A 21,695-nucleotide genomic window follows, 5' to 3' on the forward strand; every position below is an offset into this window, starting at 1 on the left:
ACTTTGACTCCGTTACTCGTTGGTTCGAATCCAGCTACCCCAGTTTTGCGGAAGTAGTTCAGTGGTAGAATACGACCTTGCCAAGGTCGGGGTCGCGGGTTCGAATCCCGTCTTCCGCTCCATTTTCTACGGCGGCATAGCCAAGCGGTAAGGCATGGGTCTGCAACACCCTTACCACCGGTTCGATTCCGGTTGCCGCCTCCATATTTTATTACTACTGTATGGAAAATGAATATTACTATGCCCGAGTGGTGGAATGGCAGACACGTCGCACTCAAAATGCGATGCCGCGAGGCGTGCCGGTTCAAGTCCGGCCTCGGGTATCATATGGAAAAAACACAACTTCGGTTGTGTTTTTTTATGCTTACTTTTAACTACTGTGGTATGGTTTTTCTAAAGTGATTGGTAGAAAATCGGCTGGAGGAATCAATATGCCTTTAATAGAACACCAGCAGTTCATTCATGCCCCTATAGAACGCTGCTTTGATCTTGCACGCGATGTGGATATTCATACTCGTACAACAGAGGGCACGAAAGAAAAAGCCGTGGGTGGCGTTACGACGGGATTATTGTCGGCTGGGGATATAGTCACATGGGAAGCTGTTCATTTTGGTATAAAGCAAAGGCTTACTGCAAAAATAACAATAATGAATAGACCTTATTTGTTCGAGGATGTAATGGTGCAAGGTGCATTTCATTCTTTTACGCACATTCATGAGTTCATTGAAAAGGATAATGGGACTCTTATGATTGATCGCTTTCTATATAAATCACCTATTGGACCGATTGGTGTTATTGCAGATAAGTTGTTTTTGGAAAGTTATATGAGGAATTTCATAGTTAGCCGTGCAATTGCTTTGAAAGACATTGCAGAAAGTTTGTGATCTGATGGATTCAAATTAACCGCTCCCCTTACCTAAGCGAAGGGGAGCGGTTAATTTTGAGGAAATATAGAGGGATTATTTATCCGATAAAACTCAATTAAATCAATTCAAAATCTACGGATACAATCAGTCATATTTTACTCATTGAATCAGAGACATTATTAGACTACTGCAATAGAAGTTTGTCCCTCGTGCAAAACGTAAGAACGAACGTCTCCGCCGCTAAGGCTTGTGAACATATTTCCACATGCTCTCGTCAGTTCAAAAGCTTTAGCCGCATCCATGGATGGGCGTAGAAAGTAGATATGCAATGCTTCAGTCGTTTCTTCAGTTACTGCTGTTCGGATTGAATCGACATAGGGACTTCCAAATGAGCTATAATCATCTTTCAAGAGTATAATGTCTTTTAACGAATTGAAACGGCCATTTAGCCCATCATATCCATCATCGTTGGTACCTGTCGTAACCAATACATCACCGACGATTTTTTGGAAATCATAGATGCCCATTGGAATTGAATGCTGCAAGGATAGGAAGTTGTTTAAGTCCACGGCATTATGGAATGGCTTAATGAAGTTTTCCTGTTTGATCCGACGCATAAGTGCTTCTGAAGAATTGCGGTAGCGATTTGGATCTGCGCCAAGTGTTTTCCATATCGTACGCCATTCCTTAATAGGGGGTAAATCAGTAATAGATTTATCCTCAAGTTCAAAGAAAAGTTGCTCTTGGAATAATTGCAATTTTCCTTTTAGCATTTGAGGCGATTCTGACACTGTAATTTTGGTATAATGGTTAATGCCTAATTTTAAATCGGGCACGGCTTCTAATAGGTCTTTCGCTAATTTAATATTCAATAAATTCACCCTTTATATAGTTTAATTCAATAGTAGCATAGTGGAGGTGATACAGTGTGAATGCTGTTCTAGTGCAACAGTTGGTGAGGGCTTATGCGGAGTCGATTGGGATTGATAAAATCGGTTTTACAACAGCCGCACCATTTCGTGAATTGAAAAACCGCTTGAAGCGCCAGCAAGAACTTGGCTTTCAGTCGGGTTTTGAGGAAAAAGATTTAGACAAAAGGACTGAACCTGGACTTCTGCTAGATCAAGCAGAGAGTATCATTTCAATAGCTATAGCGTATCCATCCAAAATGGCTGATTCACCGAAAGGGAAAAAAGGGGAGAGACGAGGAATCTTTTGCCGTGCATCCTGGGGCACGGATTATCATACGGTTTTACGGGAGAAGTTGAAACTTCTTGAAGAATTTATATTGGGACAAGTACCCGACGCGAGAGTAAAGTCTATGGTCGATACTGGGGAACTATCTGATCGTGCAGTTGCGGAACGGGCGGGCATCGGATGGTCTGCAAAAAACTGTTCAATTATTACACCTGAGTTTGGTTCATATGTATACCTAGGTGAAATGATCACGAATATCCCGTTTGCGCCAGACGTTCCGATGGAAGATGAATGCGGGGAATGTAGACTCTGTCTTGACGTATGTCCAACGGGTGCTTTGATTCAAGGAGGGCAGTTAAATGCGCAGCGTTGCATTGCTTTCCTAACACAGTCGAAACTCCCAATCCCGGAAGAATTTCGGATGGAGTTTGGTAATCGAGTGTACGGGTGTGATACATGTCAAACGGTATGTCCGAAAAATAAAGGAAAGCATAATTTGCATCAGCACGCTTTCCGACCGGACCCTGAACTGGCTAAGCCACTTCTTCAGCCGATTCTTAAGTTGTCGAATCGTGAATTTAAAGAGAAGTTTGGCCATGTATCAGGATCTTGGCGCGGAAAAAATCCGATTCAACGAAATGCGATCATTGCACTCGCGCATTTCAAGGAGGCGTCTGCGGTACCTGAATTAATCAGTATGCTAGAGAATGATCCAAGACCCGTCATTCGTGGTACGATTGCTTGGGCACTTGGTCGAATTGGTTTGGAAGAAGGACATGTAGCTATTAAGGAAGCATTATTGAAAGAGGAAGATCCGGAAGTGCGCGCTGAATTAGAAAAGGCGGCAAATAGCTGGAAAGAAAGAGTTTAAGTGGAGGAAGTGTTGAAATGGCAATACATGTAGCATTATTTGAACCGCTCATTCCTGCAAACACAGGGAATATTGCACGGACATGCGCGGGAACAGGAACAAAATTGCATCTTATCAAGCCGCTCGGTTTTTCGACAGATGATAAAATGTTGAAACGGGCGGGGCTCGATTACTGGGAACATGTAGATATTACGTATCATGAAGGAATCCGTGAACTATTTGCAGAAAATCCCGATGCCCTGTTTTATTTTTTGACGAAGCATGGAGACAAAGCTCATACTGCCTTTGATTATTCAAATGTTTCACAAGATATATTTTTCGTCTTTGGAAAAGAGACGAGCGGACTACCTGATGACGTTTTACGTGAAAACGAAGATAGATGTCTTAGGATTCCAATGAATGATAATATACGGTCACTCAATTTGTCGAATGCTGCTGCTATTCTAATTTATGAAGCACTTAGACAGCAAAATTATCCAGGACTGGCATGAAAAAACGGGACAGCCAGAAGGCATGTCCCGTGTATTAATCATTATTTTCTTTGACCAGGTATCTTAACTTTACCAGGCTTATCATCGTATCCACCTGTAAAAATTGCAGATAGGAATGCGAAGCAAACACCTATAATTAGAATTACTGTCATGATAGGTACCTCCTGTAAATTCATTAGTAGCTTTATTAAGTATACCCTATTTTTATTGGAATTGAAACGACCGTCTGGAAAAATTGTGACAGAGCAGAGAATAGTGAAACTTTTTGTTCGCTTGTCCGTATATAACATAACGACTAAAACGATATGGAGGTAAGATATATATGAATTATTCTACAGGAATGAAATGGGTGACAGCAATTGCTGAAGGGTTTCTCGCAATTCCACTCATTGGGGGAGCTTTTGTCATAGGTACTGGCTATTCGGCGCTTGTCGTCATGTTTGTACTACACGCAATTACGTTAATTCTTTCAATCCGTGAGATGCAAGGCAAGTCTGCATCGATCCTAGGTCTTGTAACAAGCGTAGTGAGTGCCATCCCACTCATAGGCTGGTTCATGCACCTACTGACTGCAGGAGCGCTCTTACTATCGGCAATCACTTCTAGCCGCAGAGTAAATATATAAGAAAATGCGCTTCCGCCTAAAAACGGAAGCGCATTTTTTAATGTGGTAAAAAGAACAGTTGATAGGTGAACAGTACTGCGAAAATATACAACAGCACAGGAACTTGTTTCCCTTTCCCCTTAACAACTTTTAAAAGCGGGTAGGTGATGAAGCCTAGTGCAATACCTGTCGCAATGCTTGAAGTGAGCGGCATCGTCAGAATAACTAAAAATGCCGGGAATGCTTCATCGAAAGAATCCCAGTCTACATCTTTGACAGCGCCAATCATCAGACTTCCGACAATGATTAAAGCAGGAGCGGTTATCGCTGAGACACTCGATAACGAACTAACGAGCGGACCAAAAAATGCCGCGACAAGGAATAGAATTGACACTGTCAGTGTTGTCAAACCTGTCCGGCCACCTACTGCTACGCCAGAGGAAGATTCAATGTAAGCTGATGTAGGGCTCGTTCCAAACATGGAGCCGAATGTCGTTGCAATAGAATCTGCAAGTAATGCATGACGTGCACGTGGTAGCTTGTTTCCTTTCATCAGGCCAGCCTGTTTTGCAACGCCAATCATCGTACCAGTTGTATCGAACAAGGTCACGATAAGGAAGGCAAAGACGACACCATACAAACCGTGTGAGATAACATCCCCGACTGCCGTAATGGGATTCCAGACTAAAATACCCTCAGGTAAATGTGGCATTTTCCATAAAGCGCCTTCAAATTTAAGCTGACCTGTAAATGCTGCGACAATTCCCGTCAAAATCATTCCGATGAAAATCGAGCCATAGATATTCAGCGTCATAAGAATTATCGTAACTAGAAGGCCGAATAAAGCAAGGAGAACCGGTGGTGAGGTGAGGTCGCCAAGCTTAACAAGATTCGCTTCATGTGGAGCAACGAGTCCGGAGAGCCGTAAACCGATAAAGGCAATGAATAATCCTATCCCGGCCGTAATTCCCAGTTTCAAGCTCTCGGGAATGGATTCGATCAATTTTTCACGGAAAGATGTCAGGGATAAGAGAACAAATAATAGTCCAGCAATGAAAACTGCGGAAAAAGCGGTCATATAATCGAGTTGTCCATCAGAGGCAAGAATAATAGATGTGAAATAAGCGTTCAATCCCATCCCTGGAGCAATCGCAATTGGATAGTTGGCGAAAAGGGCCATCCAGAGTGTACCAACAACAGCCGCGATAATCGTCGCAATGAATACTTGTTCGAACGGTACACCTGCGTCAGCAAGTATAATGGGGTTAACAATGACGATATAAGCCATTGTTAAAAAAGTAGTCATACCGGCTAATAGTTCAGTTTTTACTGTGGTATTATTCTTTTTTAAATGGAACAACGTAATTCTCCTTTCAAAATACGAACGAAATGAGGTTCAATTACAATAATATTCGTTTTTACAATTAAATTCAACTCTGACTTTTAATCAGGGAATTCGTACTATTCGAATGACGCTTGTACAATTAGTAGTATAAAGGTTAGAAAGGGGAAATACACAATGTCAAAACGATTTACTGGAACACTTGAGCTTGGAAATGGTGTGGAAATGCCACAATTAGGTCTTGGTGTATATAAAATGACAGAACACGAGCAGACGGTCGAAGCAATTGCCTATGCAATCGAAACTGGATACCGTGCAATCGATACAGCAGCCATCTATGACAATGAAAGAGAAACAGGAGAAGCGGTTCGACATTCCGGAGTTCCAAGAGAAGAGCTGTTCATTACATCAAAAGTTTGGAATACTGATCAAGGATATGATGATACATTGCGTGCGTTTGAGACTTCTTTAAAGAAATTGGACTTAGAATATTTGGATCTCTATTTAACACATTGGCCAATCACTGGAAAATACACGGATACATATAAAGCAATCGAACGACTATATGACGAGAAGCTCATTCGTGCAACGGGTGTTTCCAATCATCACAAACATCATCTTGAAAAAATACTCGTTAAAGCGAATGTTGCACCAATGGTAAATCAGATTGAACTTCATCCACGTCTGACGCAGGGACCGCTACGTATGTTTTGTAAAGAGAACGACATTGCTGTCACGTCTTGGTCTCCGCTAGCACGTGGGAAATTGCTTATGGAACCAACACTTCTTCAAATTGGTGAACAATACGATAAAACCGCTGCACAAGTAATTATTCGTTGGCATCTGCAGAATAATCTTATCGTCATACCCAAATCAGTGACGCCTGAACGAATTCGGGAGAATAGTGAAGTTGCCGATTTTGAACTAAGGCCTGAAGAGATGGATTCGATTAATGCACTGAATCTCGACGAACGAACGGGAACTGATCCGGATACTTATTAAGTTGAAAATGGACGAGCGTTTTGAGATTGGCATCTGTCAATTGACCTTTTAATACAAAAAGAAATGCCATGGAGAAACACCCTCCATGGCATTTTTTACATATCTTTCATTTCAACTAGTGTCTGTTGCTCTGTAAATGGATGGATGAACGATACTGCAGCTGCAGTTAATCGATAATTGCCATCTTCCGTTTCACTGCCATCGTATAATGTATCGCCTTTAACGGGATGTCCAAGATGAGACAAGTGCACACGAATCTGATGTGTACGTCCTGTTTCCAGTTCAGCTTCAACAATGGACGTATCTTCTTTTCGCTCAATGAGTCGAAAGTTTGTAACAGCAGATTGTCCTGACGTTGAGACCAAACGTTTCGCTGGATGATGTCGATCGCGTCCGATAGGCAGTCTGATTGAACCTTTAGGCCTTTTCAAGTATCCGTCTACTTCTGCAATGTATTTTCTGCTGATGTCGTTATTCTCAATCATCCGGTCGAAAAGTGCTTTCGCAATTGGATGCTTCGCAATAAGGACGACACCGGAAGTACCTTTATCGAGACGATGGATATGCTCAGCATATTTACCGCCATTGCTTTTTATATACGCCATGACAGCGTTCATCAGCGTACCGGTTTCATGCGGTCCATCGGGATGGGTTGAAATGCCGGCGGGCTTTACGACTGCGAGGATATGTTCGTCTTCGAATAACACAGTTACGTCGACTTCTTCGTCAGGAACGTATGTTGATGCTGCGTCGGGAAAAGTGAAAACCAACTCTGTACCAGAAACGAGGGGCTCCCGCCAATCATCGACAGGCTCGCCAGTTGAGTCTAGTACACTTTTCCCCATTCGCATTAAATGGACTGTCTTTTTCCCACCCTGCCATTTATCCTTGAGCAGATGCTCGACCGTCATATTGTCTTCTGTTGTCTTATAATGAAATAACGTCATCCAAATCAACCTTCCTACACGTATTCATTATTTTCCTTCGAATTCATTGAAAAACGCACGAATATTTTCCTCTGGTTGTCCACCAAGCATTCGTCCAACTTCTTTTCCATTCTCATAATGGACAAGTGCTGGCCAAGATTCGATTTTGTAGTCTGTATTCATTCCTACTTTATCTCCATATTCTAGCATGTTAAATTGTTGCACATTGACATTCATTTCCTTGGCGATTGGCATCATTACGGGCGTCATTGCTATGCAATATTGACATTCGGGATGGAAATAGTAAGCAGTAACTGATTCACCAGCTTCGATTTTTTTGAAAAGTTCATCTGGTTGTACTATATTGCTATAGTTTTCATTGCCAATCAAATCAATGGTTGATTTCGCGAGATTGTCTGTATCATAAGGATTGTCTTTCAATTTTGTTTCATTTGCTTTGTTCGCTAAGACGACAATTAGAATGAAAATAGCAATAATAACTCCGCCGATAATCAATAGTTTTTTCAAATTACTTCGACTCCTTCTGCCATTTTAACATGAAAAGGCTTGTGATTAAGATAATTAAAAATGCTGTTAACGCCAAAAAAGGAATAGTGATGAATCCTAGGTAGTTTATGTATTGCCCGGTGCAAGAAACATTTCCACATGTCGGCGCACTGTCGCCCAAGAAACTAATTTTTTGGAGTCCATAATGATATAAAGAAATGCTGCCTCCAATAATAGAAAAAACTGCTGTGGTTAAAGCAATCTTTGCATTTTTTTGGAAAAGGGCAATACCTGAAATGAGTACGATAGGGTACATCAGGATCCGCTGGTACCAACATAAGGTACATGGTTCATACCCTTTTACTACCGAAAAGTATAACGAACCGAGTGTTGCCACCAGCGAAACTGTCCAAATAAGAATTAGACTGTTTTCCATTCGTTTTTGCATAGTTTCAACTCCCGCTTTAGTAACTTCATACATGTTTGATTATAGAGCGTGAAGTGAATCAAGTAAAATATTATTAACTGACGGGACACTGCGATATAATGAATACAAACAGGTTTGGAAGAGGTGTTTCAGGTGAGTGAGGAATTTGATTTGTCCAATTTTGAAATAAGTATGATTATCCGTCAGATGAAATTTGAGGATATAAAGAAGCTTTTAGGTATGCAGGAACTGTGTTTTCCGGGTATGGATCCATGGGAAGAAGGTCATCTGAAAAGTCATTTGGAGAAGTTTCCAGAAGGACAGCTAATTGCTGAGTTGGATGGAGAAATCATAGGTTCTTGTTCGAGTCTAATTATCAACTTCGACGAGTATGACGACCGTCACACATGGGATGATGTAACAGATGAAGGGTATATAACCAATCATAATCCCGACGGTTATAATATGTACGGTATTGAAGTGATGGTTCATCCGGACTATCGACGTATGAAAGTCGGTCAGCGTTTGTATGAAGCGCGTAAGGAGCTTGCAAGAGAGCTCAACTTGAAGTCGATTATCCTCGGAGGGCGTATTCCGAACTATCATAAATTTGCGGATGAAATGTCCCCACGAGAATATGTGGATTCTGTGTCACGCCATAAAATCTATGACCCTGTACTAACTTTTCAGTTGATGAACGACTTTACGTTGATGCGGGTTAATCCGAATTATTTACCGGATGATAAAGCATCTAAGAAATATGCAACACTTATGGAATGGAATAATGTTGATTATAAACCACTGACAAAACGACATTTCAAAACGAGTTATCCCGTCCGTATTTGTGTTGTTCAATATTTAATGCGTAAAATCAATTCGTTTGAAGAGATGGCTCATCAGTGTGAATACTTCGTGGACGTCGCTTCGGATGCCAATTCTGATTTCGTGGTTTTTCCGGAAATATTTACGACTCAGCTCATGTCCTTTATGGATGAAGTATCACCGAGCCAAGCGGTTCGTAAAATGACAGAGTATACACCACAATACATTGAGATGTTTATGAACTTAGCGGTGCGTTACAACGTGAATATTATCGGTGGATCCCACTTTGTAGAAGAAGAGAATGAAGAAATCTATAACATCTCCTACTTGTTCCGTCGTGACGGTTCAATTGAAAAACAATATAAGATTCACATTACGCCAAATGAACGAAAATGGTGGGGGATTAGTGCAGGTGATGCGGTGCGCGTGTTTGATACGGACTGTGGGAAAATCGCGATTCAGATTTGCTATGATATCGAATTCCCGGAACTCGCACGTATTGCGACCGATATGGGGGCTAATATTATTTTCACACCATTCTGTACTGAAGACCGCCAAGGTTATTTACGCGTACGTTATTGTGCACAAGCCCGTGCCATTGAAAATCAAATTTATACCGTGATATCAGGGACAGTCGGCAACTTGCCACAAACGGAAAATATGGACATCCAATATGCGCAATCAGCCATATTCGCACCATCCGATTTCGAATTTGCCCGTGATGGCATCGTCGGTGAAACGAATGCTAACTTGGAAATGGTTCTTATCGGAGATGTCGACCTTGAGATATTACGCCGTCAGCGTCAAGATGGAACTGTTAAGCAATTGAAAGATAGAAGGCATGACGTGTATCATATTGAGTATAAGAAGGATTAATAGTTGAAAAGCGCCACGCATTCCGAGAAATCCGGTGTGCGTGGCGCTTTTTTTGTTGAATTAATTCTTCTTGGAAGGATGATTCCGCATGCTTTTCGTAATCTTTTTCCACTTATTCCGTTCTTCAGCTTGAGCGGCGGTGTTCATTTTGCGCTCGAGGAATGCTAATTCTTTTTGAAGCTTCAAATAGCTTGCATAGCGGTCTTCGGGTAAAGCGCCGGTAGCAAGTGCTTCCTGTACAGCGCATCCGGGTTCATTGTTATGTTGGCAATCGTTGAATTTACATGCGTCTGCAAATGTTTCCACGTCTTTGAAACCTGAATCCAAGCTCTCGCCATTATCCCAGAGCTGGAACTCTCTCATTCCAGGCGTATCGATAAGTACACCACCGCCAGGAATTTTAACAAGTTCACGATGTGTCGTTGTATGCCGCCCTTTGTCGTCATCATCGCGAATATCTTGTACAACCATTGTTTGACCGCCACAAATGGCATTTGTTAGTGAGGATTTACCAACGCCAGAGGAGCCTAATAGCGCAGCAGTTTTACCGCCTACTAATAGTGTCGTCAGTTCTTCAATACCCTCACCCGTGACGTTACTCACTGCAAAAACATCGGCACCCAGTGCAATATTACGTGCTTCTTCTATATAATGTGATGGGTTATCGCAAACGTCTTTTTTTGTTAAAACAACAACAGGGCTTGCACCTGAATCATAGGCAGCAACCAGATACCGTTCTAATCGACGTGGATTGAAATCTTTATTCATCGACATAACCAGAAAAACAATATCAATATTGACTGCTATAATCTGTTCGATAATTGTTGAACCCGCCGCTTTTCTGGAGAACAGTGAAGTGCGAGGTAAAATGGCATGAATGATGCCCCGTTCCTCACCTGGCATCTTTTCAACCGCAACCCAATCACCGACAGCAGGGAAGTCCCGTCGATCATCAGCAACATATTGCATCGTCCCTGAACAAACAGAAAGCCATTCACCTTCAGTTGTAACAACGCGATACATCCTCTTATGTTCAAGTGTGACACGCCCAGGGACGTATTTATTCATTTTTGCGTTTTCATTTAATTTTGCCCAATTAGCTTCGTGGGATATATTCCAACCGTACTCGTTTAAGTTAATCAACTTGTTTTCCTCCTATTATGTGCATGCTAGAAAAGCGCAGAGCGCTAAACAATAAAAAAGCCGTAGGTCCTGATCGGACACCACGGCTTTCACGCGCATAACAGAAGAAGCATGCTTACTAAAAAAGCACGGCAGGTGAAAGTATGGGTCCGATCAAATTTACATTAGGTACATTTAAAATAGCCATAAAACTTCACCTGCTCTCTGTAAGATGAATTAATAATAACAAAATGAAAGAAGTAAGTCAATGCAGACTTTTCACTCTACTTAATAGAAGAAAACACTTTTCCTAAATTTAACAACACATTCCAAACAGGTCACACTAAATTTGCCTCTTAGCGAAGATGTTTTGGGATTAATTTTGACAGAAAACCAAAAGGCTGTCCAACAAGTCATTGTACTGACTTTCTGGACAGCCTCATTTAACTTACTAGTCTCTTTTAAATAAATCTCATAATTAGTTTAGTCAGTTCTTGCACACCAAGGTATCCAAACATGATAAGACAACCAATCAAGACTGTGTTTGGCACCCATTTGTTTCTTGATTCTTTTTCCACCTTTTTCGAATTCAATAGGAATAGCAATGAAGCTGCCAAAAACGGCATGAACAGAGCTCCTAATGCGCCGTATAGAATAATGAGTTCAACAGGCTTTCCGAAATACATTAAAATCAATGGAGGGAATGTCAGCCAAATCAAATAAAATCGGTAAGCAGGATCTTTTACGGACACTTCTTGTTTCCCGGGTTGTTTCTTTTTACGTACAGTTTTCACAAAATCAGCAAACAGATAAGGCACGCCATTCCATACACCAAGAAGTGATGAATAGGCTGCGGACCAGAATGCGACTAGGAACATCCATTTCATTGGAGTTCCGAACTCAGCTCCAAGCATACCCGCTAATTTAACCAATCCTTCATCATCTCGAATGCTGACGCCCGTTCCGGCTAAAAACTGTGCACCTATGATAAGTCCAGCTAATGTGAAAAGACCAGTCAGGGTATAAGCGATTTTTGCATCCGTTCGCATTGCTGGAATCCACTGTTTTCCTTTCCAGCCTTTTTCACTTAACCAATACCCATAAGAAGCCATTGTGATCGTTCCACCCACACCGCCAATTAAACCGAGCATGAGAATAAAGGAACCTTGCGGAGCACGAGGTACTAAGCCGAATGCAAATTCACCGAAACTCGGTAAGAAAAGGGCTGCTGTTCCGATTATCGTAACGAACATGACGCCAATTAAGACAGTCATAACTTTTTCAAAGAGTAGATAGCGACCAAACCAAATTAAGATAAAACCGCCGACCGCGTGTATGATAGCCCATGCCCAAATTGGCATGATAGGGAACATAGCATGCATCGCCATTCCGGCTGTTGAAGATGCGGCAGCGCCGTAGACGAAGCCCCAAATAATCGAATAACCCCCGAAATAACCAGTAGCCCAACTTCCTAGCTGCTGCCATCCGTCTAAGATGGTTCTGCCAGTTGCCAAGGACCATCTTCCAACGCCTTCGTTCAAAAAATACTTCAAAATAGAACCGACGATTACGGCCCAAACAAATGTCATTCCAAATTGAGTCCCGATTACAAGCGAAGTGATTAAATCCGCTGTTCCTGCCCCAGTAGCTGCAACAACAATCCCTGGACCGATATTTCTCAATTTTTCCCCAATCGTTTTTGGTGGAAGAAGTTGTTGATCAAGCTGCGTTGTCATAAAAATACCCCCTAAGTTTGTAGTGAAAGAACCGATCATGACTGAAGGGATTCTAACTGACTTTTCTTGACCTCCACCAACACAAAGTGTCGCGATGCCAAATTGTTCGTTTTAATCATGCAAAATCAGTAATAAGTGTAGAACTGACATTTTTCGCAATGATTGGCCACCGGTGACATGATAAGTGGCTCTTTGGTTGTAACTAGTTAATCTGTGCAAGTTATCCTTGCTCTTTGTAAAGAAATAGTCAGTCATGTAACCCCTTACATTTCTTTTTCAAAGATTAGTGGAAATTTGCAATTCTGAAATGTTATAAATAAAGAATAATGGCTGTACGTTATACGTACAATTGTACGAATGGTGTAACTAGGGTAATTATAACTTGAGAGTTTCATTTTAGCAATCAAATTTTTGCATAGTTTTTAGAAAAGGGACTAAAATTATTGCATTTGAAATGCAAAATGTAGTTTTGTTCCAAAAAAGGAAAAAGTGAGACGTGTCGTATCGCGTCATTTTGTAGCGTTTCGTGTCGTTATGAAAGGGATAAGGAAGTAACGGACTGAATATTGGTTTGCTTACACTCAAATACATAACAAAAAAGCGGCCTCCAAAAAGGAGACCACCTAAAGTTAGGATTACATCGACAATTCCGTATCGTCGTCGGTTTCTTCCTCTTCAAATTTCATAACTTCCAGGTAAAGAATGTGATGACCTTCCACATCTTTAACAGTGAATTCAAATCCTTGTTCGATAATTTTTTCACCTTGTATAGCTTCGAAACGTTGTGTCATGAACCAACCGCCGATTGTATCGATATCTTCTTCATCAATCGAAATGCCAAGAATTTCATTTACATGTTCAATCCGAATCTTTGCATCTAAAATATAATGGTTTTCTCCGAGGTTTTGAATTTCGGGTACTTCGTTCATATCAAATTCATCTTGAATATCACCGACAATTTCTTCGAGAATGTCTTCGATTGTTACAAGACCGGATGTACCACCATACTCATCCATCAAAATTGCCATATGAATCCGTTCTCGCTGGATTTTAAGAAGCAAGTCTCCGATAGGCATTGTCTCAATGACATGTATAACCGGTTGCATATAGCTTGTCACCGCTTGATTACCCGCAGTGTCGGGGTCTTTAATGAATGCGGTTAAAAGGTTCTTCATATTGACGAGACCGATGATATGGTCTTTATCGCCGTCTGTCACAGGGTAGCGCGTATATTGCTCGACACCCATTACTTCGAACACTTCACGTAAAGTCATGTCCTTTTCTATTGTGATCATTTCTGTTCGAGGAGCCATGATTTCTTTGGCAATTCGATCATCGAATTCAAAAATCTTATTTACATATTTATATTCAGCCTGATTGATTTCACCACTTTTTAAACTATCGGACAAAATCATCCGAAGTTCTTCTTCAGTATGAGCGACTTCTGAATCGGACATTGATTTGTATCCGAAAAGTTTAATAAGGAATTGAGCAGAACCGTTCATTCCTCTGATGATTGGGTAGGCGATGCGATAAAATATAATAAGCGGTTTTGAAAAACTTAAAGTAATCTCTTCCGCTCTTTGTATTGCAATCGATTTTGGCGCCAATTCACCAACAACCACATGCAAAAATGTGACGATTGAAAAAGCAATAATGTATGAAATAATACTTGAAGTGCTAGCCGAAGTGTCTAAGATTTCCCAAAGAGGAGCCAGCATAAGTTTGACTGTAGGTTCCCCGAGCATCCCAAGCCCTAGAGCTGTAATGGTAATACCCAATTGGCAAGCGGATAAGTATTCGTCCAGGTTACCGACCACTTTTCTCGCAACAACTGCACGTGGATTACCTTCCGCAATCAGTTGGTCAATCCGTGTGGTTCTAATCTTTACAATTGCAAATTCACTCGCAACAAAAAATGCGGTGAGGGCGATCAAGACAGCAAATGCTGTCAATCGTATGGCAATTTCCAAGTAAATCCTTTGTTCCAAACCCAGATGAGGGGGAGAACAAAGTGTACACCTCCTATAGTAGTAAAATCGTTAGTTAAGTCTATGATAATTTATTTACAAGAAAAAAACAATTAGTTACGCTTTTCTAGCGTATATTTATAGGAACCCAGGAACTGCTATTGGTATTTACGAGTAGAAAAAGTTGGCGAGAGGGGCTTGAAAACCGCACTTTACACTGGATTATTTCCGGCCCGCTTTCGGCGAATTAATCACTATAGTATTACCGAGGGCAGGTGTAGCTAGAAGTAACTTCGTCACTTCTAGCTACACTCTTTTTGGTTTTACCGTTGCGATTCATCGCCTGTCGCGTTCCAACAATATTCAAGTGATAAATGCAGTAGCTCTGAAAGAAAAGAATAAATGACTTTCTATAAAGAGTGCAAGTGCCCGAAGATGCAATTTCGGGCACTCTTGCACGCTGAACATTGTATTCTCTGCTTTAAAGTAACAGTTCCTTAAATAAAAATAGAGACACGTTAGTAGAAGACTTCAGCGGTCAAAATTATATCTTTGACCGCCACTCTCCTTATAAAAGAAATCTATTCTTTCGTCCCGAAAGGCTTAGGCACTACTTGTACTAGTGTCTTTGGAAAGCGACGGATAAACAGCCACCATAGGATTACCAGAAAAGTAAATAGGGATGCGACAAAGTCGCATCCCTATTTACTAAGAAATTTCGATAATTGTATAGAAATTGTTCAATCCAAAGCATTCCAAGAGCAACTAGACACGTGGTACCCAGTGTTCAATTAAGTATGTTTGGGTAACTGGCGGTGTGCCACTATTAGGAACTATCCTTATTTTCAAAAGGTATTGACAACTAGGAAATGGAAATGCTAATCTGGAATAGTTAGATACTCGAAATAGAAAGGGAGGTACGGAAAATGAAAAAAGGTATGATGACTAAAAACAATTGCATAGAAAAGCCGTGCCTACTCATATACTAGTAATCTGTCACTAATATCATATGGAGCGGTGCAATACCGTTCCTTTCTATGAGCACACGCTTATTTTAAAAGGCGTGTGCTCTTTTCTAGTTCCAAGTTTACAGAATAATCGGTGTTACCACGCTTTGCGTGTTTCATAAAAAAATAGAAAAGGAGTGTTGAGGATGTTAATCATCAAACAGCAAAGGAAACTATTGAAAAAGGAATCTCTTGAAAGCGGATAGCTGTTAGAGAATATGGAAGAAGGTAGATTGAATTATGTTCTCAGTGTTATTTAAATTGAAATGGTTCTTCAAAGAAAATAGAAAAAGGTACGTGGTAGCTCTACTCCTACTGATGGTGACGAATATTCTAGTCGTTATCCCCCCGTGGCTGATTGGTCAAGCGATTGACTCGATTTATACGCAATCTTTGACTGCAAGATTACTTATTATATTTATAGCTTCTATGATTTTTATCATGATTATCAATTATGCTTGTAACTTCGTCTGGCAATACCAGTTGTTTGGTGGGGCTTATGTAATTGAACGGCAATTACGCGGGAAACTCATGCAGCAATTTTTGAGGATGACCCCAACGTTTTATGAAAAAAATAAGACAGGCGATTTGATGGCAAGATCGACCAATGATTTAAGGGCGATTTCTGAGACAGCGGGTTTCGGCATTATGACGCTTGTCGATTCGACACTCTACCTAATGACGCTCATTCTGACAATGGGTTTTCTCGTTTCGTGGAAATTAACGCTTGCTGCAATTTTACCGCTTCCACTATTAGCTTTTATCATGCAGGTGTTAGGAAAGAAAATCCACGAAAGATACATGGTAGCCCAGCAAGCATTCGGTGATTTAAATGATAACGTCTTGGAAGCAGTTGCTGGAGTCCGGGTTGTTCGTGCCTACGTTCAGGAGCGTGCATCTGAAAAAGGATTTGCAGAAATGACGGAAGACGTATATCAGAAAAATATGCACGTCGAGAAGATTGATGCGCTATTTATGCCAATTTCGAAAGTATTGACAGGTCTAACGTATATGATTGGGCTCGGTTATGGTGCTTATCTCGTATCGATTGGTGATATGACGCTCGGAAAACTCGTTACCTTCAACGTCTATCTCGGAATGATCGTTTGGCCGATGTTTGCGATCGGTGAACTCATCAACGTCCTTCAACGCGGCAATGCATCACTTGACCGTGTGACAGAGACGCTAGATAGCGCGGAAGATGTGAAAGACCCCGAACATCCAATAAAAGTGGAGCATCCTGAAAGTGTTGGTTTCCGGGACGTTACGTTCACGTACCCAACCTCACATTCGGTTAATTTAGAAGCGATAAAACTTCATTTGAACCGTGGTGACACGCTTGGTATTGTTGGGAAAACAGGTAGCGGAAAGACAACGTTCGTCAAACAACTATTACGTGAATATCCTCCAGGTGAAGGAGAAATTGCCTTCTCAGGTGTACCTTTGCAATCCATGACAAAAAAACAAGTGAGGGATTGGATTGGTTATGTTCCTCAAGATCATGTTCTGTTTTCAAGATCGGTCAGGGAAAATATTTTATTCGGCCGGCCTGATGCAACGGAAGCAGAAATTGTAGAAACAATTAGACTGTCTTATTTTGAAAAAGATCTTGAAATGCTTCCTAAAGGACTTGAAACGCTTGTTGGAGAGAAGGGTGTCGCACTTTCGGGGGGACAGAAGCAACGAATTTCCATCGCTCGGGCACTTGTGAAAAATCCTGAAATACTCATTTTAGATGACTCGCTTTCTGCAGTCGATGCAAAAACGGAAGCAAAAATTATAGAAAATATCCAAGCAGAACGAGCTGGGAAAACAACAATTATTACAACGCACCGACTTTCTGCCATACAGCATGCGGACTGGATAATCGTTCTCGATGATGGTCGAATGATTGAAGAAGGAACACATGAGGACTTACTTCGGATGAACGGCTGGTACAAAGAACAATTCGACCGCCAACAGATTGGGGAGGTTGAATAATATGAGTACTGGTAAACGATTAGTAAAATATGCACTAGTCTATAAAAAGTTAATTATGACAGGACTTATCCTTCTAGGGATCGCAGTCGCGGCGGATTTGATGGGACCGATGATTGCTAAGAAAATCATTGATGAACATATTGCAGGAGCTCCTGGTGGTGGAATTGATTTTAATCCGATTTTTAAACTGCTAGCAGTCTTTTTCGGGCTAGCTGTTGTTACTGCAATTATGAGGTATTTTCAATATCTTTTGATGCAAAAAGCAGCTAACCGTATAATTCAAAAAATGCGGAATGACTTATATGAACATATTCAGACATTGCCGATTCGTTACTTTGATAATTTGCCTGCCGGTAAAGTTGTGGCACGAATTACAAATGACACGGAGGCAATCCGTAATCTTTATGTAACAGTTGTTTCGCAGTTTGCGATTAGTGGGATGTACATTTTAGGAATTTTCATTGCGATGTTTATCTTAGAACCTAAAATGGGTGCCATCACTTTATTTGTCCTACCCATTTTGTATATTTGGATGAAAACTTATAGGAAGTTTGCTTCGAAAGTGAACCATATCATTCGTGGAAAAGTAAGTGATATGAATGCAATGATCAATGAATCAATTAATGGCATGACAATCATTCAGGCATTCCGTCGTGAAAAGCAGATGGAAGATGAATTCCAGGAGTTGAATGATGAGCATTTCCGTTACCAGAACAAGTTATTGAAAGTGGAGGCGGCTACGTCACATAATCTTGTCGACGTTATCCGATCATTAACGTTTGTATTCTTCATCTGGTATTTTGGCGGCGCATCGATGTCTGTCACAAGCGTCATCTCAGTGGGGATGCTTTATGCATTCGTGGATTACATTACAAGGCTGTTCAATCCTGTCACGGGTATCGTTAATCAATTCGCGAACCTGGAGCATTCACTAGTAGCTGCGGAGCGGGTATTTAAATTATTGGATCGTATTGGTGAGCCCGTAAGCGATGATAAAATAGCTCGCTACAGTGGAAATGTCCGTTTTGAAAATGTTTGGTTCGCCTATAACGAAGATGAATATGTCTTGAAAAATCTTACGTTCGGAGCGAAGCAGGGAGAAACGGTAGCGCTAGTCGGCCATACTGGATCCGGAAAAAGTTCGATTATGAACTTACTGTTTCGTTTCTATGATGCATCAAAAGGGAAAATAACGATTGATGACATGGATATCAGCGAAATGCCGCGCCAAACGGTCCGTGATCATATGGGCATCGTTTTGCAGGATCCGTATCTATTTAGCGGAACTGTAGAATCTAACATAAGCCTAGGAGACTCACGTATCAGTCGTGAAAAAGTGCAGCAGTCTCTTGATGCAGTCGGCGGGGAACGCGTATTGAAGCATATGCCAAGTGGAATTGACGAGGAAGTTGTCGAGAAAGGGAGCACGCTCTCTTCTGGACAACGCCAATTAATTTCATTCGCAAGGGCACTAGCTTTCGACCCAGCCATTCTTATACTGGATGAAGCAACTTCCAACATTGACACGGAAACAGAAGAAATTATCCAACACGCAATGGACGTTCTAAAAAAAGGGCGTACAACTTTCATTATTGCCCATCGACTTTCCACCATTAAAAACGCAGATCGTATTTTAGTGTTAGATCGCGGAGAGATTGTCGAAGAAGGATCACATGATGAATTGCTCGCTCTAGGCGGGCAGTATGCACAAATGTATAAATTGCAGGCGGGTACTTCCACTCAAATCGAAACTTAATTGAGTGGGGGACTCCCTGCTTTTTTTGCATAAAAAAACGAGAATTGTGAAATGAAAACAAAACTCCCTGCAACGAATATGCAGGGAGTTTTGTACTTATTCGCCTCTTTTATATTGCGTTTCTTTCCAAGCGTTTTGCTCATTGGGAACGCGACTCTTATCTTCAAATACATTTTCGGTTTTCTGATCTTGTACTTTTAACTGTTCCTTTTCTTTGAGCAACTCTTCGGGGGATTTTTCTTTATTCATACTGCGCCTCCTTATTCGTCATCAAGCGTAGTATTCCCGACATTCCCGTGATTCAGTCGTAGACGTGAAAAATCATTAATTCATGAATCATCTTTTTTAGATTTTCTTCTTCAGAGGGTGTGTTTCCGCTCCAAGTAATTGCGCCATCAGGCATATATTCACCCGTATACCTTGAATTGTGGTAGAAAAATGAAAATGTCCATCCTGGCAATTGTGTATTCTCAAACATTGGTTTGTAACTGAAATGCTGTAGCATATAATACTCCTCTCATAAGACGTCGCCCAAGCGCATAAAATCAAGAAAAGAAAGCGAAAGGGTGCTGACTTGTTTGTTGATAAATTAAAGCAGGCCATCGAAGGCGAGTACAAAGATTATCATTTTTATAAATCCATGCATGGCATGACAAATGATCCGCTCTGGCAAGATTTCCTCACACATATGTACGAAGATGAAAAAAGCCATTATGAAATGTTCCAACAACTCTATTATATGATGACGGGGACATTTGTACAAAACCCTAAGAAACCTTTGCCTTGTTATAACCTGAAGGTATGTGTCCAACGAGCGCTTGTAGATGAGTTGGAAGCAGTTGAAACCTATAAAGAAATGTTACTGACCATTCCTATTCAGCAGGCCTACAATCCGTTATTCATTGCTATGCATGATGAGATGGAGCATGCCATTCGTATGTCAACAATGTACAATGCACTTTAACAAGGCTTGTCATTTTTCCGTTGGGTTGAGTTCTGCTATAATTAGGACTTAATGAAACGGGAAAAGGTGAAGAAATTGGGCTTTTTATGGACATTGTTATTTATGGCCTTCATTGGTGCATTAATCGGTGGACTTACAAATCATTTGGCGATTAAAATGTTATTCAGGCCGCATGAAGCGAAATATATTGGGAAATGGCGCTTGCCATTCACACCAGGCTTGATACCAAAACGGCGTGGCGAACTGGCAACGCAACTTGGCAAGACAGTAACGAATTATTTATTGACACCGGAAACGTTTCGAAAAAAATTGTTGACACCTGACATGGAGAAAAAAACGGAAGATTTTCTACAGGCAAAACTGGAGCGACATATTCTCCTCTCCGATAGAACGTTGAATGATTGGCTCGATACTGCCGGAGCGACAAACGTAGCCGTTAAAGCAGAGCGGAAAGTGTTGGAAGTACTCGATACCCAGCTTAACGCCGTTCGTGCAAAACTGACGACGGGATCGGTAGAAGAGGTGCTACCGCAAAAGTGGCGGGTTGAAGCAGCAGGGCGCATTCCGGATGTGACAGCATATATTTTAGGCAGGTCGGAACAATATTTCGAATCGGATGAAGGAAAAGCAATGTTCCGTAAAATGATTGATGAGTTCCTAGCATCCAAAGGTAAACTTGGAAGCATGGTAAACATGTTTTTTGGAGAATCGGAATCACTGGTTGGAAAAGTGCAAGGGGAAGCATTGAAGTTTGTCGCAGCTCCAGGTACTTACGAGCTTGTAAACACGATTATACTAAATGAGTGGGAAAAGCTTCAAAAACGTCCAGTCGAAGAACTTCTTTCAGGATTTGATTGGAATGGATTGTTCGATTCGATTCGAACTTATGCGAAAGAAGAACTTGTATTGGAAGACCGGCTGAATAAGACAATCCGGGATTATTGGCCGGAAGGGTCTGAATGGACAGCTGTCAATGTGACACCAGCGTTGACGAGTTTTGCATTCAAACAAGCAGAAGAACAAATAGAAATATCGCTCCGCAAATTGAAAATAGATGATATGGTTAAGGAGCAAGTCGATACGTTTCCGGTTGCTGTTCTTGAGGATCTCATGCTAGGTATTTCGAAACGGGAATTTAAGATGATTACCGTACTCGGGGCATTACTTGGCGGTGTGATTGGAATTGTTCAAGGCCTTATCGTCTATGCAACAAATTTAGCTTAGGGGGA

General features: G+C 41.2%; 20 protein-coding genes and 3 tRNA genes. 13 read left to right on the forward strand and 10 right to left on the reverse strand.

Annotation, left to right across the window (positions count from 1 at the left end; translation table 11 throughout):
• Positions 1-47: 47 nt before the first annotated feature.
• From AC25Y5_RS17805 to AC25Y5_RS17820, 4 genes are all read left to right on the forward strand, one after another.
• A tRNA-Gly gene (locus AC25Y5_RS17805) sits at positions 48-122 on the forward strand.
• An 8-nt stretch (positions 123-130) separates the two neighbouring features.
• Positions 131-204: transfer RNA gene (locus AC25Y5_RS17810), tRNA-Cys, on the forward strand.
• A gap of 38 nt (positions 205-242) precedes the next feature.
• A tRNA-Leu gene (locus tag AC25Y5_RS17815) sits at positions 243-323 on the forward strand.
• A 108-nt stretch (positions 324-431) separates the two neighbouring features.
• On the forward strand, positions 432-884 hold the full coding sequence (locus AC25Y5_RS17820; protein ID WP_488141458.1) for an SRPBCC family protein: 453 nt from the start codon (positions 432-434) through the stop codon (positions 882-884).
• Positions 885-1,045: 161 nt separating this feature from the next.
• On the opposite strand, the gene AC25Y5_RS17825 is transcribed toward AC25Y5_RS17820, so the two are convergent.
• Positions 1,046-1,747 (reverse strand): B3/B4 domain-containing protein, encoded by a 702-nt coding sequence (locus AC25Y5_RS17825; RefSeq protein ID WP_488141459.1) that lies wholly within the window; start codon positions 1,745-1,747, stop codon positions 1,046-1,048.
• Positions 1,748-1,794: 47 nt separating this feature from the next.
• Between AC25Y5_RS17825 and queG the strand changes: the two genes are divergently transcribed.
• From queG to AC25Y5_RS17840, 3 genes are all read left to right on the forward strand, one after another.
• Positions 1,795-2,934, forward strand: coding sequence for a tRNA epoxyqueuosine(34) reductase QueG (queG, locus tag AC25Y5_RS17830; RefSeq protein WP_488141460.1), 1,140 nt, complete (start codon positions 1,795-1,797; stop codon positions 2,932-2,934).
• 17 nt (positions 2,935-2,951) lie between these two features.
• Positions 2,952-3,425, forward strand: coding sequence for a tRNA (uridine(34)/cytosine(34)/5-carboxymethylaminomethyluridine(34)-2'-O)-methyltransferase TrmL (gene trmL, locus AC25Y5_RS17835; protein ID WP_482103249.1), 474 nt, complete (start codon positions 2,952-2,954; stop codon positions 3,423-3,425).
• A 322-nt stretch (positions 3,426-3,747) separates the two neighbouring features.
• Positions 3,748-4,050, forward strand: coding sequence for a hypothetical protein (locus AC25Y5_RS17840; RefSeq protein ID WP_482103250.1), 303 nt, complete (start codon positions 3,748-3,750; stop codon positions 4,048-4,050).
• 37 nt (positions 4,051-4,087) lie between these two features.
• On the opposite strand, the gene AC25Y5_RS17845 is transcribed toward AC25Y5_RS17840, so the two are convergent.
• Positions 4,088-5,389, reverse strand: a complete 1,302-nt coding sequence (locus AC25Y5_RS17845; RefSeq protein ID WP_488141461.1) for an NCS2 family permease — start codon at positions 5,387-5,389, stop codon at positions 4,088-4,090.
• Positions 5,390-5,548: 159 nt separating this feature from the next.
• Between AC25Y5_RS17845 and AC25Y5_RS17850 the strand changes: the two genes are divergently transcribed.
• The gene (locus tag AC25Y5_RS17850) at positions 5,549-6,373 is read left to right on the forward strand and encodes an aldo/keto reductase (protein WP_488141462.1); all 825 of its coding nucleotides are present in this window, start codon (positions 5,549-5,551) and stop codon (positions 6,371-6,373) included.
• 95 nt (positions 6,374-6,468) lie between these two features.
• On the opposite strand, the gene AC25Y5_RS17855 is transcribed toward AC25Y5_RS17850, so the two are convergent.
• The 3 genes from AC25Y5_RS17855 to AC25Y5_RS17865 are packed head-to-tail and all read right to left on the reverse strand — an operon-like array spanning position 6,469 to position 8,254.
• Complete coding sequence (locus tag AC25Y5_RS17855; RefSeq protein WP_488141463.1) at positions 6,469-7,320, reverse strand: RluA family pseudouridine synthase; 852 nt, start codon at positions 7,318-7,320, stop codon at positions 6,469-6,471.
• A 27-nt stretch (positions 7,321-7,347) separates the two neighbouring features.
• Positions 7,348-7,827, reverse strand: coding sequence for a thioredoxin family protein (locus AC25Y5_RS17860; protein ID WP_488141464.1), 480 nt, complete (start codon positions 7,825-7,827; stop codon positions 7,348-7,350).
• 1 nt (position 7,828) lies between these two features.
• Positions 7,829-8,254 (reverse strand): disulfide oxidoreductase, encoded by a 426-nt coding sequence (locus tag AC25Y5_RS17865; protein WP_482103255.1) that lies wholly within the window; start codon positions 8,252-8,254, stop codon positions 7,829-7,831.
• Positions 8,255-8,386: 132 nt separating this feature from the next.
• Between AC25Y5_RS17865 and AC25Y5_RS17870 the strand changes: the two genes are divergently transcribed.
• Positions 8,387-9,931 carry a GNAT family N-acetyltransferase gene (locus AC25Y5_RS17870; RefSeq protein WP_482103256.1) on the forward strand — a complete coding sequence of 515 codons (1,545 nt, stop codon included), beginning with the start codon at positions 8,387-8,389 and terminating at the stop codon, positions 9,929-9,931.
• A 60-nt stretch (positions 9,932-9,991) separates the two neighbouring features.
• Here the strand turns inward: AC25Y5_RS17870 and rsgA are convergent, their stop codons facing one another.
• The 3 genes from rsgA to AC25Y5_RS17885 all read right to left on the reverse strand — a co-directional run bounded on the left by rsgA (position 9,992) and on the right by AC25Y5_RS17885 (position 14,762).
• Positions 9,992-11,071 (reverse strand): ribosome small subunit-dependent GTPase A, encoded by a 1,080-nt coding sequence (rsgA, locus tag AC25Y5_RS17875; RefSeq protein ID WP_488141478.1) that lies wholly within the window; start codon positions 11,069-11,071, stop codon positions 9,992-9,994.
• Between the two features lie 443 nt (positions 11,072-11,514).
• Positions 11,515-12,789, reverse strand: coding sequence for an Nramp family divalent metal transporter (locus AC25Y5_RS17880; protein ID WP_488141465.1), 1,275 nt, complete (start codon positions 12,787-12,789; stop codon positions 11,515-11,517).
• Between the two features lie 635 nt (positions 12,790-13,424).
• On the reverse strand, positions 13,425-14,762 hold the full coding sequence (locus AC25Y5_RS17885; protein ID WP_488141466.1) for a hemolysin family protein: 1,338 nt from the start codon (positions 14,760-14,762) through the stop codon (positions 13,425-13,427).
• A gap of 1,244 nt (positions 14,763-16,006) precedes the next feature.
• On the opposite strand from AC25Y5_RS17885, the gene AC25Y5_RS17890 reads away from it, so the two are divergent.
• Together AC25Y5_RS17890 and AC25Y5_RS17895 are read left to right on the forward strand one after the other, a co-directional pair.
• Positions 16,007-17,746 (forward strand): ABC transporter ATP-binding protein, encoded by a 1,740-nt coding sequence (locus AC25Y5_RS17890; RefSeq protein ID WP_488141467.1) that lies wholly within the window; start codon positions 16,007-16,009, stop codon positions 17,744-17,746.
• Between the two features lies 1 nt (position 17,747).
• Positions 17,748-19,502 (forward strand): ABC transporter ATP-binding protein, encoded by a 1,755-nt coding sequence (locus AC25Y5_RS17895; RefSeq protein ID WP_488141468.1) that lies wholly within the window; start codon positions 17,748-17,750, stop codon positions 19,500-19,502.
• A gap of 96 nt (positions 19,503-19,598) precedes the next feature.
• On the opposite strand, the gene AC25Y5_RS17900 is transcribed toward AC25Y5_RS17895, so the two are convergent.
• On the reverse strand, positions 19,599-19,751 hold the full coding sequence (locus tag AC25Y5_RS17900; RefSeq protein ID WP_482103261.1) for a hypothetical protein: 153 nt from the start codon (positions 19,749-19,751) through the stop codon (positions 19,599-19,601).
• A 52-nt stretch (positions 19,752-19,803) separates the two neighbouring features.
• Positions 19,804-20,007: a YheE family protein gene (locus tag AC25Y5_RS17905; RefSeq protein ID WP_488141469.1), complete on the reverse strand. Its 204-nt coding sequence runs from the start codon at positions 20,005-20,007 to the stop codon at positions 19,804-19,806.
• 69 nt (positions 20,008-20,076) lie between these two features.
• Here AC25Y5_RS17905 and AC25Y5_RS17910 point away from each other — a divergent pair, with 69 nt between their 5' ends.
• Together AC25Y5_RS17910 and AC25Y5_RS17915 are read left to right on the forward strand one after the other, a co-directional pair.
• The gene (locus AC25Y5_RS17910; RefSeq protein WP_488141470.1) at positions 20,077-20,466 is read left to right on the forward strand and encodes a ferritin-like domain-containing protein; all 390 of its coding nucleotides are present in this window, start codon (positions 20,077-20,079) and stop codon (positions 20,464-20,466) included.
• A gap of 51 nt (positions 20,467-20,517) precedes the next feature.
• Entirely contained in the window at positions 20,518-21,690 is a 1,173-nt protein-coding gene (locus tag AC25Y5_RS17915) for a DUF445 domain-containing protein (RefSeq protein WP_488141471.1), read from the forward strand.
• Positions 21,691-21,695: the final 5 nt, after the last annotated feature.

It is taken from the genome of Sporosarcina sp. Y1011 (assembly GCF_057669885.1).